At 61.3% G+C, this 18,399-nt stretch carries 16 protein-coding genes; 10 read left to right on the forward strand and 6 right to left on the reverse strand.

Annotation, left to right across the window (positions count from 1 at the left end):
• The first annotated feature begins 26 nt into the window (after positions 1 to 26).
• On the forward strand, positions 27 to 977 hold the full coding sequence (locus ACMDB8_RS14600; RefSeq protein WP_056727630.1) for a DUF1853 family protein: 951 nt from the start codon (positions 27 to 29) through the stop codon (positions 975 to 977).
• A 185-nt stretch (positions 978 to 1,162) separates the two neighbouring features.
• Here the strand turns inward: ACMDB8_RS14600 and ACMDB8_RS14605 are convergent, their stop codons facing one another.
• Positions 1,163 to 1,723, reverse strand: coding sequence for an NADPH-dependent FMN reductase (locus tag ACMDB8_RS14605; protein ID WP_056727632.1), 561 nt, complete (start codon positions 1,721 to 1,723; stop codon positions 1,163 to 1,165).
• Positions 1,724 to 1,898: 175 nt separating this feature from the next.
• On the opposite strand from ACMDB8_RS14605, the gene ACMDB8_RS14610 reads away from it, so the two are divergent.
• Positions 1,899 to 2,126, forward strand: a complete 228-nt coding sequence (locus ACMDB8_RS14610) for a hypothetical protein (protein ID WP_056727634.1) — start codon at positions 1,899 to 1,901, stop codon at positions 2,124 to 2,126.
• A gap of 88 nt (positions 2,127 to 2,214) precedes the next feature.
• Positions 2,215 to 3,108, forward strand: a complete 894-nt coding sequence (locus ACMDB8_RS14615) for a LysR family transcriptional regulator (protein WP_409078791.1) — start codon at positions 2,215 to 2,217, stop codon at positions 3,106 to 3,108.
• Here the strand turns inward: ACMDB8_RS14615 and ACMDB8_RS14620 are convergent.
• From ACMDB8_RS14620 to ACMDB8_RS14640, 5 genes are all read right to left on the reverse strand, one after another.
• Positions 3,074 to 3,688 carry a GNAT family N-acetyltransferase gene (locus ACMDB8_RS14620; protein ID WP_056727640.1) on the reverse strand — a complete coding sequence of 205 codons (615 nt, stop codon included), beginning with the start codon at positions 3,686 to 3,688 and terminating at the stop codon, positions 3,074 to 3,076. The two genes, ACMDB8_RS14615 and ACMDB8_RS14620, sit on opposite strands and share 35 nt — an antisense overlap.
• Before the next feature lie 14 nt (positions 3,689 to 3,702).
• A complete protein-coding gene (locus tag ACMDB8_RS14625; protein WP_056727642.1) occupies positions 3,703 to 5,958 on the reverse strand; it encodes an Orn/Lys/Arg decarboxylase N-terminal domain-containing protein in 2,256 nt (751 codons plus the stop codon).
• A gap of 282 nt (positions 5,959 to 6,240) precedes the next feature.
• Positions 6,241 to 6,999, reverse strand: coding sequence for a DNA polymerase III subunit epsilon (gene dnaQ, locus ACMDB8_RS14630; RefSeq protein WP_056727644.1), 759 nt, complete (start codon positions 6,997 to 6,999; stop codon positions 6,241 to 6,243).
• A gap of 163 nt (positions 7,000 to 7,162) precedes the next feature.
• Positions 7,163 to 7,615 (reverse strand): ribonuclease HI, encoded by a 453-nt coding sequence (gene rnhA / locus ACMDB8_RS14635; protein ID WP_409078790.1) that lies wholly within the window; start codon positions 7,613 to 7,615, stop codon positions 7,163 to 7,165.
• A gap of 93 nt (positions 7,616 to 7,708) precedes the next feature.
• On the reverse strand, positions 7,709 to 8,467 hold the full coding sequence (locus ACMDB8_RS14640; protein WP_007988453.1) for a class I SAM-dependent methyltransferase: 759 nt from the start codon (positions 8,465 to 8,467) through the stop codon (positions 7,709 to 7,711).
• A gap of 65 nt (positions 8,468 to 8,532) precedes the next feature.
• Here ACMDB8_RS14640 and gloB point away from each other — a divergent pair, with 65 nt between their 5' ends.
• The 7 genes from gloB (at position 8,533) to ACMDB8_RS14675 (ending at position 18,389) form a co-directional block, all read left to right on the forward strand.
• Positions 8,533 to 9,300: a hydroxyacylglutathione hydrolase gene (gene gloB / locus ACMDB8_RS14645; protein WP_056727645.1), complete on the forward strand. Its 768-nt coding sequence runs from the start codon at positions 8,533 to 8,535 to the stop codon at positions 9,298 to 9,300.
• A 99-nt stretch (positions 9,301 to 9,399) separates the two neighbouring features.
• A complete protein-coding gene (locus ACMDB8_RS14650) occupies positions 9,400 to 10,830 on the forward strand; it encodes a transglycosylase SLT domain-containing protein (RefSeq protein WP_056727647.1) in 1,431 nt (476 codons plus the stop codon).
• Between the two features lie 180 nt (positions 10,831 to 11,010).
• Positions 11,011 to 12,840 (forward strand): extracellular solute-binding protein, encoded by a 1,830-nt coding sequence (locus ACMDB8_RS14655; protein WP_056727649.1) that lies wholly within the window; start codon positions 11,011 to 11,013, stop codon positions 12,838 to 12,840.
• Positions 12,837 to 14,678: an extracellular solute-binding protein gene (locus ACMDB8_RS14660; RefSeq protein WP_056727651.1), complete on the forward strand. Its 1,842-nt coding sequence runs from the start codon at positions 12,837 to 12,839 to the stop codon at positions 14,676 to 14,678. The genes ACMDB8_RS14655 and ACMDB8_RS14660 overlap by 4 nt, the downstream gene beginning before the upstream one ends.
• A gap of 4 nt (positions 14,679 to 14,682) precedes the next feature.
• Complete coding sequence (locus tag ACMDB8_RS14665) at positions 14,683 to 15,756, forward strand: microcin C ABC transporter permease YejB (protein ID WP_007979116.1); 1,074 nt, start codon at positions 14,683 to 14,685, stop codon at positions 15,754 to 15,756.
• Between the two features lies 1 nt (position 15,757).
• Positions 15,758 to 16,777 carry an ABC transporter permease gene (locus tag ACMDB8_RS14670; RefSeq protein WP_056727653.1) on the forward strand — a complete coding sequence of 340 codons (1,020 nt, stop codon included), beginning with the start codon at positions 15,758 to 15,760 and terminating at the stop codon, positions 16,775 to 16,777.
• 1 nt (position 16,778) lies between these two features.
• On the forward strand, positions 16,779 to 18,389 hold the full coding sequence (locus ACMDB8_RS14675; protein WP_056727655.1) for an ABC transporter ATP-binding protein: 1,611 nt from the start codon (positions 16,779 to 16,781) through the stop codon (positions 18,387 to 18,389).
• Positions 18,390 to 18,399: the final 10 nt, after the last annotated feature.

The raw sequence follows: 18,399 nt of genomic DNA on the forward strand, positions 1-18,399 counted from the left end.
CCCGGGTTTCGGGCTATGCTCGCAAGATGATGCTATTTCCCGATTTGCTCCACCTGCCCCATCAGTTACGCCATCCCGAAGTGCGTGACCTGGCGTGGGTCATCCTCGCGCCGCCCATGCTGGACGATACCCCGTGGCCGCAGCGCCACCCGCTGGCCGGCAGCGACTGGGTGCAGGCTCCGGATCGGCTGGAACATTGGCTGCGGCAGCTGGACCGGGACAGTTATGGCCTGCTGCACTGGCTCGCCCAGGCCCGAACCCGGCGCCTGGGCCTGTACTACGAACGCCTCTGGCAATTCGCCGTGGAGCATGCTCCAGGCATTGAACTGATTGCCGCCAACCTGCCGATTCGCCGCGAGGGGCACACCCTGGGTGAACTGGACATGCTGCTGCGCGACCGCGACGGCGTGCACCACCTGGAACTTGCGATCAAGCTCTACCTCGGCCCGCAATCCGGCGACGGACACGACACCTCCCAATGGCTGGGCCCGGGCTGCCACGACCGGCTCGACCGCAAACTGGCCCACCTGAGCCAGCATCAATTGCCGATTTCCGCGCGCCCCGAGAGCCGTGAAGTGCTGGCGGCGCTGGATATCCAGGCCTTCAGTGCGCATTTGTGGCTGGGCGGGTACTTGCTGTATCCGTGGCCCGGTCAGGCCGCCCCGCCATCGGGTGCCCATCCGCAGCATTTGCGCGGTCGCTGGTTGCATCAAAAGGATTGGCCGGCGTTGTTGGCCCAGAGTCCGCCCGGTCGCTGGCAACCCCTGCCCCGCCACGCCTGGCTGGCGCCAGCGCATTATTCGGCCGAGCACACCTGGAACCCCGGACAGATGCAGGCGTGGCTGGATGAACTGGACCCCTTGGCGCCAGCACAGTTGCTGGTGCGCCTGACCGAGAATGCCAGCGGCGACTGGGAAGAGGCTGAACGTCTGTTTTTGGTGGCGGACCTTTGGCCGAATGTGCCGGGACAGGGTTGAGTCTTGCATTGCCTGATCCGGCCTCTTCGCGAGCAAGCCCGCTCCCACATTTGGGCCCCAGTCGAACACAAGTCTTGTATCCACCGAAGATCCCTGTGGGAGCGGGCTTGCTCGCGAAGGGCCCAACCCGACCTAAAGAGATAACCACCCGGCGCTTCGCAGGACAAAGCGCCGGCCAATGACCATCAGACTTTCTTGTGCTGCTCGACCCATTGCCCATAGGCATTGATGAAACTTTGCAAGAACGGCTTGACTGATTCGGACAACTTGCCCGCCTCATCGAACGCCGAACCGGCGCCACCCAGATAGGCTTCCGGCTGCTGCATCATCGGCACATTCAGAAACACCATGGATTGACGCAGGTTGTGATTAGCACCAAACCCGCCGACGGCCCCCGGCGAAACACTGATAACGGCGCCGGGCTTGCCACTCCACGAACTCTTGCCATAAGGGCGAGAACCGACATCAATCGCATTTTTCAACGGCGCCGGTACCGAACGGTTGTATTCCGGGGTCACGAACAACACCGCGTCGGATGAGCTCACCTGTTGTCGGAAAGTGCTGTAGGCTGCCGGCGGTGAAGCGCCATCGATGTCTTCGTTATAGAGCGGCAGATCGCCAATTTCGACGATGTTGAGCTTGAGATTGGCCGGCGCCAGCTCTATCAGGGCCCGTGCGACCTTGCGGTTGATCGATTCCTTTCTCAAGCTGCCGACCACGACGGCGATCGTATAGACGTTGCTCATAAGAGTTTCTCGACTGTCCGATAGGAAGAGCTTGTAGTTATAGATGACGATTCAAGCAGCGGGCGAGCGAAAATACCGTCCCTGACTATTTTTTTCCCGTAGGAAAACTTACCTCGCCCAAGCACGGTCTACAGTGCCGCAAATTGAGTGATTTATCTCCAGAGGTTCTAAGCAGATGGCAGCAGTACTCGTCGGTCAGTTCCATGCAAGAGACGCGCAAGGCCGTATTTATTCGGTGCACGAGTTCCAGGACTCCACCCCGGCGGTAGACGGTTCAGGCCCTGTCACCACCTACAAGCTGGCCATTGGCGACCGTGTCAACAAGGTCGACGACAATGAATTCATGCTGGTGCAAACCGGCGTGACCATTACCCGCGAACCGCAAACCGTCAGCGTTTCATAACCCGTCGTTATGAGCAGAAGTCATATGCGCGGACTTGGGGTAGGATTCAGCCACTGACTCCTCCACCTGCTGAACATGGACTTCACGCATGCGCTTACGCCATATCGAAGTGATCCAGGCGCTCTTGCAGACCGGTCACCTGGGCACCGCCGCCGAATGGCTGCAGTTGCCAGTGGCCGAAGTCGAGCGTTTGCTGCGCGACGCCGAGGATCAGTTGGGTTTCATGCTGTTCGCCAGCGTGCGCGGGCGATTGCAGGCCACCCGCGAAGCACGGGAACTGCAGGTGGAAATTGCCCGGGTCTACGACGCGCTCGAACCGGTGCAGCGCCTGGCCAACAGCCTCAGGCAATACCTGGCGCCGCCGCTGCGCATCATCTGCACCCCGCCCCTGGCCAACCAATTGCTGCCACACAGTATCGCAGCCCTGCGCCGACGCCTGCCCGACGCGCCTTGCACTCTGCTGAGCCAGCCCACCCGCGACATCGTCAGAAGCCTGCTGCTGCGTGAAAGCGATCTGGGCCTGAGCCTGCATGACCCCGATCACGCCGACCTCGATTGCCAGGTGATTGCCCAAGGCAAACTCCAGCTGCTCGCCCCCCATGGCTGGCTGCAACCGAAACAGAAATACATTTCACTGCAGGATCTGGCCGGTCAATCGATGATTGGCCTGGAGGGGCACGACCCGTTGAGCCCGGCGCTGGAAAACAAACTGCATGGCTTGCGGCCTGCCCCGGTGATCCAGACCCGGGTCCAGACGCATCAGATGATGCGCTGTATGGTCGAGGCCGGCGAAGGGCTGGCCATCGTCGACCCCTTCACCGCCCTCGGCGCCAAAGCCTCGGGCCTGGACGCCTGCCCGCTGGCACCAGCGATCCCGGTCAGTCTCTACGCCCTGACCCTGAAAAACGCCGAACCCTCTCCGGCGGTTCAGGCACTGTTGGCCATCGTCACGGAACAAGCCGCGGCGATGCTGACGAACTGAACGGGTTTTCCAGCGGATTTTCGAACAATCGATACCAGAACAGCGCCACTTCGGCGGTGTTCGGATCGATGCCCCGATAGCGCAGGTGGTCGATCCCGCCGATCACGTAACCGCAGCGCTCATAGAGCCTGCAGGCCCCCAGGTTGTTGTTCTGGGTTTCGAGCATGATGCCCGGGAGTTTCTTCTTGCGGCTCCAGAATTGCGCCACATCCAGCAGGGCCTTGGCCACACCATGTCGCCGGGCCGGTGCGTGCACCGCCAGTTCGTCGATATGGGCAAAGCCGTTCCAGTTGGTACTGACCACCAGGTGCCCCACGGGCTGGTCATCCAGATACGCCATGAAAATCGCGCTATCGGCGGCATCGCGATAGCTGCTGAATTCCTCGGGATCGATGCCGTAGCACTTGCGATAAGGCGTGATCGGGGTGACCTGCCACTGGGCCACCGGCGCTCCTATTTGTGCCGCACCGTAGGCCGCGACTTCAAAACTGAAATCACTGCCCCAGATATAGGCGGCAAAACCTTCGTCGGCAACCCGTACCGACAACCCTGGATAATTCGGATTTATTACCGGTTGCATACTGGGAAAGGTCCTCATTCCTTGATGCAATCGACGGTGTAGCACCGTCCACTGCCCTGATCTTCATGTTGCAATCCGTGCACATCAGCGACGAACCCCGGAAAACTGCTATCAAACGTGCGGGCAAACGCCAGGTAATCGATGATCGAGCGGGTCGACTCGGTAAAACGCTCGCCCGGCATGATCAGCGGAATGCCGGGCGGGTACGGCACCAGCATCACCGCGGCGATCCGCCCATCCAGCGCATCGATCGACACGGCTTCGACTTCACCTCGCACCAATTGATCATAGGCGTCCGCCGGCTTCATCGCGACTTCCGGCAGTACGGTGTACATGCGCTTGAGGTGCCTGGCGGTGGCATTGCTGCGATAACAGGCATGCAACTGATCACACAGATCACGCAGCCCCATGCCCTGATAGCGAGCGACATTCTCTTGCGCCACGCAGGGCAGGCAGTTGGCCAGACTGACGTTGGCGTCGTAGCTGCGCTTGAACTCCAGCAGCTCGGTGAGCAGCGTACTCCACTTGCCCTTGGTGATGCCCATGGAGAACAACACCAGGAACGAATACAGCCCGGTCTTCTCGACCACCAGGCCGCGCTCCCAAAGGAACTTGCTGACCACCGCCGCCGGAATCCCGCGCTCGCTGAGGGCGCCACCGGCGGTCAACCCCGGCATCACCAGCGTGACCTTGATCGGGTCGAGCAGCACATAATCGTCGGTCACGCCGCCAAAGCCGTGCCAGTCGGCATCGGGTTGCAGCAGCCAGTCCTCGGTGACGACCCGCTCGATGCCTTGCGCCGTCGGCGGTTGCCAGATCGAGAACCACCAGTCATCCGCGGCAATGTGCTGGCGCAAATTGGCCAGCGCCCGGCGAAAACTCAGGGCTTCGTCGAACATTTCCTGCAACAGCGAACGCCCGGCCGGCCCTTCCATCATCGCCGACGCCACATCCAGCGAGGCGATGATGCCGTACTGCGGCGAGGTCGAGATGTGCATCATGAACGCTTCGTTGAAGCGATCCCGGTCCAGTTGCCGCGCACCGCCATCGCGCACGTGAATCATCGATGCCTGGCTGAAGGCCGCCAGCAACTTGTGGGTCGAATGGGTGGTGAACACCAGTGGGCTGTCCTCATCACGGGAGGTGCCCATACCGTAGCGCCCGGCAAAGAACTCATGAAACGCCGCATAGGCGTACCAGGCCTCGTCGAAGTGCAACACCTCAACGCTATTGCCCAGTTGCTGCCTGATCAGCTCGGCGTTGTAGCAGAGGCCGTCATAGGTCGAATTGGTCACCACCGCGAGCTTGACCTTCGGTGAACGGCCCTTGGTCAGCGGGCTGGCGTCGATCTTGGCCTGGATCGATTCGCGACTGAACTCACTCAGGGGAATCGGGCCGATGATCCCCAGTTCATTACGCTCCGGACACAGGTACAGCGGGATCGCGCCGGTCATGATGATCGAGTGCAGCACCGACTTGTGGCAATTGCGATCCACCAGCACCAGGTCATCGCGGGCGACAACCGAGTGCCAGACAATCTTGTTGGCCGTGGAGGTGCCATTGATCACGAAAAAGGTGTGATCGGCGCCAAAATTGCGTGCCGCGCGGGCCTCGGCTTCAGCCAGGGGACCCGTGTGATCGAGCAAGGAGCCGAGCTCCGGCACCGACACCGAAAGATCCGAGCGCAGGGTGTTTTCCCCGAAAAACTGGTGAAACGCCTGCCCGACCGGACTTTTGTGATACGCCACGCCACCGCCGTGACCGGGGGTGTGCCAGGAGTAATTGGAATCGGCCGTGTGTTGCACCAGCGCCTTGAAAAACGGCGGCAGCAAGCCATCGAGGTATTTGCGCGCGGCGCGGGCCACCTGCCGGGCGAGAAAGGGCACGGTGTCCTCAAACAGATAAAGAATGCCGCGCAACTGATTGAGCTCGGCCATGGCATCGGCGGGCGCGTTTTCCAGGGTCACCTTTTCGCCCAGGGCGAAGATCGGCAGATCCGGCGCACGCACCCGCGCCAGACCGATCAGTTCGGCCATGTTTTGTAACAAATGGGAGTGGGTACTGGCGTCCTCGGAGGCAATCAACATGCAGGACAGGCCATGGTAAGTCGATGCCACCAAACGTCCTTCGGTGTAGTCCACCGCCGAAACGACGCTGAACCCTTCCTGCTCCAGCTCCCGGGCAATCCCCCGCACGCGGTCGCCGGCGACGCTGTCGGCCTTGATGTCGCGATGGACAATCAGCACCGGGAATTTCAAGTCTTTGTACATGAGGCTCAGTGTCCCGAGGCGGCAGACCAGAGCCTGCCAATCACCTCAGGGTAGAGTGTTGCAGAGAATGTGGCGAGTGTGATGCCCATGTTCGGTCACCGCACGCACCATTCTGTGGCAACGGAGAGCTTCCCTGTGGCGAGGGAGCTTGCTCCCGCTGGGTCGCGAAGCGGCCCCCGGCGTACTTTCAGACATACTTTGCATGCAGGTTTCACGTCGGCTTCGCCGCCGAGCGGGAGCAAGCTCCCTCGCCACAAAGAGTGTGCGTTTGAAAATGTGGGATTACGCCTGCGCTTCAGCCTCGGCCAGTTGCACCCACAACGCCGGGGCACCCGCGGATTTGCCGATGACTTCCAGGCGGGCCGCGTGGCGGGCCAGGTCGTCTTCGCTGGCGCGGATGATGCGCGTCGGCTGGCGGTTCGCCGGCAAACGGCGAATCTCGGTAGCCGAGTTGTCCGCCCCTTCACCGGAGCCATTGCCATCGGAGGCGTTGCCGGCCAGGGACAGACTGGTCTGCCCCCCGGTCATGGTCAGGTAGACGTCGGCGAGAATCTCGGAGTCGAGCAAGGCGCCGTGCAGTTCACGGCCGGAGTTGTCGACGCCATAGCGCTTGCACAGGGCATCGAGGCTGTTGCGCTGCCCCGGGTGACGTTCCCGGGCCATCATCAGGGTGTCGAGGATCGAGCAGTGCTGCGTGATGTCCGCGCGGTCCTGCTGGCCCATCAGAGCGAATTCGTTGTTGATGAAGCCAACGTCGAACGCCGCGTTATGGATGATCAGCTGCGCGCCCTTGATGAACTCGAAGAACTCTTCGGCCACCTCGGCAAAACGCGGCTTGCCCACGAGGAATTCGTTGGTGATGCCGTGGACGCCGATGGCGCCTTCGTCACTTTCGCGATCCGGTTGCAGGTACACGTGAAAGTGCCGGCCCGTCAGGCGTCGGCCGATCAACTCGACACAACCGATTTCGATAATCCGGTGGCCGTCGGTCACCGGCATGCCGGTGGTTTCGGTGTCGAGTACAACGGATCTGGTGGCCATCAGTGCTCAGCTCTCAATCGGTATTCGGGCAAAAGCCGCGATATTAACACGGTCCCTGTAGGAGCTGCCGCAGGCTGCGATCTTTTGCTCTAGATCTTGAAAATCGAAGTCAAAAGATCGCAGCCTTCGGCAGCTCCTACGGCAGCTCCGGCAGACATCGCGATCAGCCCTGCTTGTACCCACGCACTTCATCCACGCCACGGTTGGCCAACTGGTCGGCCCGTTCGTTACCGTGATGGCCAATGTGTCCGCGCACCCATTTCCAGGTGACCTTGTGGCGGTTGACCTGCTCGTCGAGCAGCTTCCACAGGTCAGCGTTTTTCACCGGTTCCTTCGCCGCGGTTTTCCAGCCGCGCTTCTTCCAGTTGTCCATCCACTCGTTGATGCCTTTCATCACGTACTGGGAGTCGGTCACCAGCAGCACCTCGCAGGGACGCTTGAGCTCTTCCAGGCCACGAATCGCGCCCATCAGTTCCATGCGGTTGTTGGTGGTGCTGGCTTCGCCGCCCCAGAGTTCCTTTTCGACGCCCTTGCATACCAGCAGTGCGCCCCAGCCGCCAGGGCCCGGGTTGCCTTTGCAGGCGCCGTCGGTGAACAGTTCTACGCTATCGCTCATGCCAATCTATCCAGGAAAATGCGCTGGCCCGCCGATCGCTGATCGACGACGCCCGAAGCCGGGACAGGCCCGGCTGCAAATGAAAAGTGTGTATTACGGTTCGATGTTGCGCCGGTTGACCTTGGCCATCGGCAACGGGATCAGCTTGCCCATCGGTTCGCGCCGCTCCTGGCGGACAGGTCGCAGGCCCACCACGATCTTGCGCGCCACCAATAAATAGAAGCCGCCGCCCGACAGTTGCCAGTCACCGGCCTTGCGCTCCCAACCGGCCAGACGGGTCTGCCACGCCGGCGACGCAAGCGGCGGACGATAGCACCCGAAGCGGCGTTTCTCCAGTGCGAAGCCCAGCAGGTTAAGCCAGTCCGCGACCCGTGACGGCGAAATGCAGCGCGCCTTGCGCAGCGCATCCTGGGCAAACACATGCCGCAGTCCCCAACTGCTCCAGGGATTGATGCCAATGATCAGCAAATGCCCGCCAGGGCGTACGCTGCTGGCCGCCTCGCGCAGCAGGCCGTGGGGCGACAGGCAGAAATCCAGGCCATGTTGCAGCACCACCACATCGGCGGCATGCTCGCTCAATGGCCAGGCCTGTTCCTCACAAACGATCTCGACCCCCGGCAACGGCGCGCCAAGGCGCACATTGCGCTGCACCTGCGGGGCCGACGGCGGGGTCTGGGCCGAGGGACCGTAATGCACCAGATAGCCACCAAAGAACCGCCCGAGCTCGTCTTCGAGCATGCGCCGCTCTTCGTCCAGCAGAAATTGCCCGAGGGGACCGGCCAGCCACTCGCGGGCCGCGCTGATCAACGCCAGCCAGTCAGGATCGGCTTGTGCGAACGCTTTATCAGTCATTGCATTCTCCAACGCGCCAGGAAGTTCTAAGATGCGCCAATGTTTTCCGCTTGGCGAATCCGACGATGATACAGATCACTGCCCTGCCCGCCTTCACCGACAACTACATCTGGTTGTTACAAGACCACGGCAGCAAGCGCTGCGCGGTCGTCGACCCGGGTGATGCCGCCCCCGTGCAAGCCTGGCTCGCGGCCAATCCGGGCTGGGTACTGAGTGATATTTTGATCACTCATCACCATCATGACCACGTCGGCGGCGTCGAACAGCTGAAAAAAGCGACGGACGCGAAAGTCTATGGTCCGGCCAGCGAAACGATCCCGGCGCGGGACGTTGCACTCAAGGACAACGACAAGGTCAGCGTGCTCGGCTGGGACTTCGACGTCCTCGCGGTCCCTGGTCACACCCTGGGGCACATCGCCTATTACCATCACGGCTTGCTGTTCTGCGGCGACACACTGTTTGCCGCCGGCTGCGGACGCTTGTTCGAAGGCACGCCACAGCAAATGTACAGCTCGCTGACACGCCTTGCCGGCTTGCCTGACGACACGCTGGTCTACTGCACCCACGAATACACCCTCGGCAACCTGAAGTTTGCAGCGGCCGTCGAACCGAACAACCCGGACACCGCCGAGCGCCTGGCCAAAGTCACCCGCCAACGGGAATCAGGGATCATGACGCTGCCCTCGACACTGGCACTGGAAAAGCTCACAAACCCGTTTTTGCGCTCTGGCGAAACATCCGTTAAAGAAAAAGCGGACGAACGGACCAGCACCGATAACTCGGCGCCCGATATGGTTTTTGCTGCGCTTCGAGCGTGGAAAGACAGGTTCTAAAGGGGCTTCTCGAGATTGCAACAATTCTGAAAGGTTGACCGCACAGGGTGCGCTTTCTAGAATCGCCCGACATTTTTGCCCGGAACTTACTTCCAGCCAATGTCGTCACCTATTCGCAAAGCCATCAGTTCAGACGCATTGACCCGCTTGGCTCAAGCCATAGCGGTGGCTGTGTCCGCCACCCTGGCGGGCTGTTCCAGCCATGCGCCGCAGACCGATGCGGCGCACGCGCAGAACATCGCCGCGCGCGCCAAGCAGAAGCCGATCTGGCTCAGCGAAAAACCCAGCCCGCAAATTCCCCAGGACGTCTGGGAGCGCATGCGCCAGGGCTTCCAGCTGCAGGACGGACTGGGCGTCAACCCGCGCATCGAGCAACAGCGCCTGTGGTTCGCCAGCAATCCATCTTTCCTCGAAAACGCTGGCGAGCGTGGCAGCCTCTACATTCACTACATCGTCGAGCGCCTTGAAGAACGCAACATGCCGCTGGAACTGGCCCTGCTGCCAGTGATTGAAAGTGCCTACAACCCGATGGCCTATTCCCGGGCCAACGCGGTGGGTCTTTGGCAGTTCATCCCATCCACCGGGCGTTACTTCAACCTGCGTCAAACCCGTTTCTATGATGGTCGTCGCGATATCACCGCGTCGACCACCGCAGCGCTGGATTACCTGACCCGCCTGCACGACATGTTCAACGGCGACTGGATGCTTGCCCTGGCGGCCTACAACGCCGGCGAAGGCACCGTCAGCCGGGCCATCGAGCGCAACGAGCGCCTCGGCCTGCCAACCGACTACTGGAACCTGCCGCTGCCCGCCGAAACCCAGGCCTACGTGCCCAAGTTGCTGGCACTGTCGCAGGTGGTGATGGCGCCGGATGCCTATGGCGTGAACCTCAATCCGATCGCCAACGAACCTTATTTCAAGGTCGTCGAAATCAACCAGCGCATGGACCTGTCCAAGGTTGCTGAAGTTGCCAACATCGACGAAGACGAACTGTTCCAGCTCAACCCGGCCTTCAAGCAACGCACCACCATCGACGGCCCGCAACACCTGCTGGTCCCGACCTCCAAGGCGCAACTGCTGACCAGCAGCCTGCAGACCATGCGCCCTGAAGAACTGATCAGCAAGAAATCGCTCAAGCCGGTCTTCGAAGGCGCCGACGCTCCCCAGGTCGCCAGCGTCAAGCGTTCCTACCGGGTCAAGCGGGGTGACAACCTGGGCTCCATCGCCAAGGCCAACAACGTCGACGTGAAGGACCTGCAACGCTGGAACAAACTGACCGGCAAGAACCTCAAGCCCGGCCAGACCCTGGTCATGCAGGACACCAGCAAGCGCAACTCCGGGCGCGTCAACACCGTGGTTGCAGCCAATACCAAGAAGCAGCAGACCAAGTACAAGGTCCAGCAAGGCGACTCGTTGTACATCGTGGCCAAGCGCTTCAACGTTGAGATGCAGCACCTCAAGCGCTGGAACCCGCGTGTCGGCCAGGCGCTCAAGCCTGGTCAGATGTTGACGGTGGCCAATCCGCATTAAAAAAACAGCCCCTCAATCCAGGGGCTTTTTCATACCTTCACAGTTTTGTGGGCAGCACAAAAACCTGTGGGGATTGTTGCTTGGCCAATACTGCGCATTAAGCCCCTGTCTTTTTCCTGTCCATACAAGCTGTTACTGTACGGTCCACAAAGCCCAAGCCGCCTGGATCGGATCCCCTATTTGAAGCGTCCCCTCCTCTTCCTGATCAGCCTGGCCTTGAGCTCCACCGCAAGCGCGACGATCAGCGAAAGCCATGGTTATGCGCAGTTCGGCACGCTCAAGTACCCGGCCCGATTTACCCACTTCGACTGGGTCAACCCGCAAGCGCCCAAGGGCGGTACGTTGCGGGTCATGGCGTTCGGCACCTTCGATACACTCAACCCCTACACCTTCAAGGGCACCAGCCCGGTCACCACACCGAGTTTCCTGCAATACGGCATCAACGAACTCAACGAGCCGCTGATGGTCGGCACCGGGCAATACGCGCCGTCGGGCGACGAGCCCGCGTCCAGCTATGGCCTGATCGCCCAGTCGGTGGAGTACAACGAGAACCGCAGTTGGGTGGTGTTCAACCTGCGTCCCGAAGCACGCTTCCATGATGGCACGCCGATCACCGCCTACGACGTCGCGTTCTCCTATCGCGTGCTGCTCAAGGAGGGCCATCCGCTGTACCGCACCAGCCTTCAGGAAGTGTCGCGGGTCGACATCCTCAACCCCCGGCGCATCCGTTTCGTGTTCAAGCGTGCCGGCAATCCGCTGCTGATCCTGCGCCTGGGTGAAATGCCGGTGCTGGCGCAGCATTACTGGAAAGGCCGCGATTTCAAGGCCACCACCTTCGAGCCGCCGCTGGGCAGCGGGCCGTATCGCATCACCTCGGTCACGCCAGGGCGGCAGATCGCCTTTGAACGGGTGAAGGATTACTGGGGCAAGGACCTGCCGGTCAATCGCGGCAAGTACAACTTCGACCGCATGGAGGTCGAGTTCTACCGCGACAGCGACGTCGCGTTCGAGGCATTCAAGGCCGGTGAATTCGATATCTATATCGAGCATCAGGCGAAGAACTGGGGCAGCGGCTACAACTTCCCCGCCATACGCCGCGGCGAGGTGATCAAGGCACAGATTCCCCATCAGATCCCGACCCAGACCCAAGGCTTGTTCATGAACAGTCGCCGTCCGGCTTTCTCGGACGCCAAGGTCCGCGAAGCCCTGGGGCTGATGTTCAACTTTGAGTGGACCAACCGCACGCTGTTCGGCGGCGCCTACCAACGCGCCATGAGCTACTACCCCAATAGCGAGTTCTCGGCCAGCGGTTTGCCGGTCGGGCATGAATGGCTGTTACTCAAGCCCTATCGCGAGCAACTGCCGGCCAGGCTCTTTACCGAACCGTTCAGCCTGCCGCAGACCGACGGCCGCAGCATCCCCCGGGAGACCTTGCGCAAGGCCCTCGGTTTGCTCGCCGAAGCCGGCTGGAAGCTCAATGGCCAGCATCTGCAAAACGCCGCAGGACAGCCGTTGCGACTGGAGCTGCTGCTGGTCAACCCGAACCTGGAACGCATCCTCCAGCCTTACGTCGAGACCCTGGCCAGTATCGGTATCGATGCGCGGCTGCGCACAGTCGACCGTGCGCAATACAAGCAGCGCCTCGACCAGTTCGATTTCGACATGATTCTGATGACCCTCAACCAGACGCTCAGCCCCGGCCTGGAACAATGGCAGTACTTTCACTCCAGCCAGGCCGGGGTCAAGGGCAGCAAGAACTTCGCCGGCATATCCAACCCGGTGGTCGACCACTTGCTCGAGCAGTTGCTGGCCGCCCGGACCCGCGATGAGCAAGTCGCCGCCGGCAAGGCCCTCGACCGCGTGCTGCTGTGGCAGCACTACATCGTTCCCAACTGGTACCTCAATTATCACCGTCTGGCGTACCGCAATCGGCTCGCCTTCGTCACCACGCCGCCCTACACCCTGGGTCTGAACGCGTGGTGGCTGAAATCTTCGGAGAAAGATCAATGAGACCCATCCGTGCCCTGCTCCTGCAGGCCAGCGGCCTGCTGTTCGCCGGGCTGGCCTGCGCCGCCCCGCAACATGCCGTGACCCTGTACAACGAGCCGCCGAAATACCCGGCCGATTTCAAACACTTCGACTACGTGAATCCGGACGCGCCCAAGGGCGGGATTTTCCGTCAAGCCGGTTTCGGTGGCTTCGACAGTCTCAACCCCTTCATCAGCAAAGGCGTGCCCGCGGACGATATCGGCAACATCTACGACACCCTGGCCAAACAAGGCCTGGACGAGCCGTTTACCGAGTACGGCTTGATCGCCCGCCTGATCGAGAAAGCTCCGGACAACGCCTGGGTGCGCTTCTACCTGCGCCCGGAGGCACGCTTCCATGACGGCCATCCGATTCGCGCCGAAGACGTGGTGTTCAGCTTCCAGATGCTGACCAAGGACGGCGCGCCGATGTACCGCGGCTACTACAACGACGTGGCCGAAGTGGTCGCCGAAGACCCGCTGACCGTACTGTTCAAGTTCAAGCACACCAACAACCGCGAGCTGCCGCTGATCCTCGGCCAGTTGCCGGTGCTGCCCAAGCACTGGTGGGCCGACCGCGACTTCAACAAGGGCAATCTGGAAATTCCGCTGGGCAGCGGCCCGTACAAGGTCAGCGAAGTGAAGGCCGGACGCTCGGTGCGTTACGAACGGGTCAAGGACTACTGGGGCAAGGACCTGCCGGTCAATCGGGGCTTCTACAACTTCGACGTGATGACCACCGATTACTACCGCGACAACACCGTGGCCCTGGAAGCACTCAAGGCCGGACAGTTCGACTACTGGCTGGAAATGACCGCGAAGAACTGGGCCAATGCCTACAACGTTGCGGCGGTCACTGAAGGACGACTGGTCAAGGAACAGATTCCCAACGGCAATCCCACCGGCATGCAAGGCTTCGTGTTCAACATGCGCCGCCCGGTGTTCCAGGATGTGCGTGTGCGCCAGGCCCTGTCACTGTTGCTGGATTTCGAATGGACCAACAAGCAACTGTTCAACGGTGCCTACGCGCGCACCCGCAGTTACTTCGAGAACTCGGAAATGGCCGCCACCGGACTGCCTGACGCCGATCAACTGGCGATCCTCGAACCGTTGCGCGCCAAGCTGGCGCCGCAAGTGTTCAACGAAGCGTTCCAGAACCCGACCACCGACGGCAGCGGTATGATCCGCGCCCAGCAACGGCAAGCCTATCAACTGTTGCAGGAGGCCGGCTGGCGCATCGTCGATGACAAGATGGTCGACGCCACCGGCAAGCCCGTGGTCATCGAGTTCCTGTTAGCCCAGACCGAATTCGAACGGGTGCTGCTGCCGTTCAAGCGTAACCTGAGCGACCTGGGCATCGACCTGGTGATCCGCCGGGTCGACGTCTCGCAGTACATCAACCGCGTGCGTTCCCGGGACTTCGACATGATCGTCGGCAGCTTCCCGCAGTCCAATTCGCCGGGTAACGAACAGCGGGAATTCTGGATGTCGGACGCCGCCGACAAGCCCGGCAGCCGCAACTCCATGGGCCTGAAGGATCCGGTGGTCGATCAACTGGTCGAGCAACTGATCAACGCCGATTCGCGCAACAGCCTGGTGGCCCACGCCCGTGCGCTGGACCGGGTGCTGCAATGGGGCTATTACGTAATACCCAACTGGCACATCAAGACCTGGCGCGTGGCGTACTGGAACCACATCGGCCATCCCAAGGTCTCGCCCAAGTACGACATCGGCACGGCCACCTGGTGGGTCAAGCCCGATATCAAGCCGGCAATAGAAGTCGAAACCACACTGCAGGCCGATCCTGCGGGCACGGAGTAATCAGATGCTGGCGTACATTTTTCGGCGACTGTTGCTGATCATTCCGACCCTGTTCGGCATTTTGCTGATCAACTTCGTGATCATCCAGGCCGCCCCGGGCGGGCCGGTGGAGCAGATGATCGCCAAGCTCGAAGGCTTCGAAGGCGCCACCAGCCGCATCGCCGGCGGGGGTGCCGAAGTCTCGGTGGCAGGCTCGGCCTATCGCGGCGCCCAAGGCCTGGACCCGGCGCTGATCAAGGAAATCGAGCACATGTACGGCTTCGACAAATCGGCGCCGGAACGCTTGTGGATCATGGTCAAGAACTATGCGTCCCTGGATTTCGGCGACAGCTTCTTCCGCGACGCCAAGGTCATCGACCTGATCAAGGAAAAGATGCCGGTGTCGATCTCTCTCGGGCTGTGGAGCACGCTGATCATGTACCTGGTGTCGATCCCGCTGGGGATCGCCAAGGCCACGCGACACGGCAGCCACTTCGACGTCTGGACCAGTTCGGCGATCATCGTCGGCTACGCGATCCCGGCGTTCCTGTTCGCCATCCTTTTGATCGTGGTATTCGCCGGTGGCAGTTATCTGGACTGGTTCCCCTTGCGCGGGCTGACCTCGAACAACTTCGATGAACTGAGCATGGGCGGCAAGATCCTCGATTACTTCTGGCACCTGGCGCTGCCGGTGACCGCGCTGGTGATCGGCAACTTCGCGACCATGACCCTGCTGACCAAGAACAGCTTCCTCGACGAAATCAACAAGCAGTACGTGATTACCGCCCGGGCCAAAGGCCTGACCAACCACCGCGTGCTGTACGGCCACGTGTTCCGCAATGCCATGCTGCTGGTGATCGCCGGATTTCCCTCGGCCTTCATCGGCATATTTTTCACCGGCTCGTTGCTGGTGGAGGTGATCTTCTCCCTCGACGGCCTCGGCCTGATGAGTTTCGAGGCAGCGATCAACCGCGATTACCCGGTGGTGTTCGGCACGCTGTTCATCTTCACCCTGCTCGGGCTGGTGGTAAAACTGATCGGCGACCTCACCTACACCTTTGTCGATCCGCGCATCGACTTCGAAAGCCGGGAGCATTGAGATGAACCTGTCCCCTCTCAATCGCCGACGCTTCGAACTGTTCAAGGCCAACAAGCGTGGCTGGTGGTCGCTGTGGCTGTTCCTGGTCCTGTTCGGCGCCAGCCTGGGCGCCGAGTTGATCGCCAACGACAAGCCGCTGGTGGTGCACTACGACAACAACTGGTACTTCCCGGCGCTCAAGCGCTACCCGGAAACCACCTTCGGCGGCGAATTTCCGCTGGAGGCCAATTACAAGAGCCCGTACATCCGCGAACTGCTCAAGGCCAAGGACGCCTGGGTGCTGTGGGCGCCGATCCCCTACAGCTACCAGAGCATCAACTACGACCTGAAAGTCCCGGCCCCGGCCCCGCCCTCGGCGGACAATCTGCTGGGCACCGACGATCAGGGCCGCGACGTGTTGGCCCGGGTGATCTACGGCTTCCGCATTTCGGTGCTGTTCGCCCTGACCCTGACCGTGTTCAGCTCGATCATCGGCGTGATCGCCGGCGCCTTGCAGGGCTTCTACGGGGGCTGGGTGGACCTGGCCGGACAGCGCTTCCTGGAGATCTGGTCCGGACTACCGGTGCTGTACCTGCTGATCATCCTTGCCAGTTTCGTGCAGCCCAACTTCTGGTGGTTGCTGGGGATCATGCTGCTGTTCTCGTGGATGAGCCTGGTGGACGTGGTGCGCGCCGAGTTCCTGCGCGGGCGCAACCTGGAATACGTGCGCGCCGCCCGCGCCCTGGGCATGCAAAACGGCGCGATCATGTTCCGCCACATTTTGCCCAACGCGATGGTCTCGACCATGACCTTCATGCCGTTCATCCTCACCGGCGCCATCGGTACACTGACCGCCCTGGACTTCCTTGGCTTCGGTTTGCCGGCGGGCAGCCCGTCTTTGGGTGAACTGGTGGCCCAGGGCAAATCCAACCTGCAGGCGCCGTGGCTGGGTATCAGCGCCTTTGCTGTGCTGGCCTTGATGTTGAGTCTGCTGGTGTTCATCGGCGAGTCCGCTCGCGATGCCTTCGACCCGAGGAAGTGAAATGAATCAGGACAATCTGATCGAAGTGCGCGACCTGTCCGTCGAATTCGTCGTCGGCAATCGCTGCCAACGGGCGGTCGAAGGCGTCAGCTTCGACATCAAGCGCGGCGAAACCCTGGCCCTGGTCGGCGAGAGCGGTTCCGGCAAGTCGGTCACCGCACACTCGATCCTGCGCCTGCTGCCCTACCCGCTCGCCCGGCATCCGTCCGGCACCATCGAATATTCCGGGCAGAACCTGCTGGACCTGAAAGAAAAAACCATCCGCCACATTCGCGGCAACCGGATTGCGATGATCTTCCAGGAGCCGATGACCTCGCTCAACCCGCTGCACTCGATCGAGAAGCAGATCAACGAGGTGCTGGGCATCCACAAGGGCCTGACCGGCAAGGTCGCGACCAAGCGCACCCTGGAACTGCTGGAGATGGTCGGCATCCCCGAGCCGCACAAGCGCCTCAAGGCCCTGCCCCACGAATTGTCCGGCGGCCAGCGCCAACGGGTGATGATCGCCATGGCCCTGGCCAACGAGCCGGAACTGCTGATTGCCGACGAGCCGACCACCGCGCTGGACGTGACCGTCCAGCTGAAAATCCTCGAATTGCTCAAGCAATTGCAGGCCCGTTTGGGCATGGCGCTGCTACTGATCAGCCATGATTTGAACCTTGTGCGAAGAATTGCGCATCGCGTATGTGTCATGCAGCAAGGTTGCATCGTCGAACAGGCATCGTGCGAAGAACTGTTCCGCGCGCCGCAGCATCCGTACACTCGGGAACTGCTGGCAGCGGAGCCCGACGGCAAGCCTGCAAGCAACGTGATCGGCCCGCCCTTGCTGGCGGTCGAAGACCTGAAAGTCTGGTTTCCGATCAAGAAAGGCCTGTTCAAGCGCACGGTGGATTACGTCAAGGCGGTCGACGGCATCAATTTCAGCCTGCCCCAGGGCCAGACCCTGGGGATCGTGGGAGAAAGCGGTTCCGGCAAATCGACCCTGGGCCTGGCGATTTTGCGGTTGATCGCCAGCAAAGGCGCCATCCGCTTTGAAGGCCAGCCGCTAGACTGCCTGACGCAGCAACAGGTACGGCCGCTGCGGCGGGAGATGCAAGTGGTGTTTCAGGACCCGTTCGGCAGCCTGAGCCCGCGGATGTGCGTGAGCCAGATCGTTGGCGAGGGCCTGCGGATCCACAAGATGGGCACCGAGGCGCAACAGGAACAAGCGATTATTGCGGCACTCAAGGAGGTAGGTCTGGATCCGGAAACCCGGCACCGCTACCCCCACGAATTTTCCGGCGGGCAACGGCAGAGAATCGCCATTGCCCGGGCATTGGTGTTAAAACCGGCGTTGATTTTGCTGGACGAGCCGACTTCGGCCCTCGACCGCACGGTACAACGCCAGGTAGTGGAGCTTTTGCGTTCACTGCAAAGCAAGTACAACCTGACGTATCTGTTTATCAGCCATGACCTGGCTGTGGTGAAAGCGCTGAGCCACCAGTTGATGGTGGTCAAGCATGGCCAAGTGGTCGAACAGGGAGACGCGCAAAGCATTTTTGCCGCCCCCCAACATCCGTATACACAGCAGTTGCTGGAAGCCGCTTTTTTGGCTCCGGCCACTGCGCAATAACCTGAAAGAG

This window comes from Pseudomonas monachiensis (assembly GCF_047345015.1).
In the GTDB taxonomy this organism is placed as follows: Bacteria; Pseudomonadota; Gammaproteobacteria; order Pseudomonadales; family Pseudomonadaceae; genus Aquipseudomonas; species Aquipseudomonas monachiensis.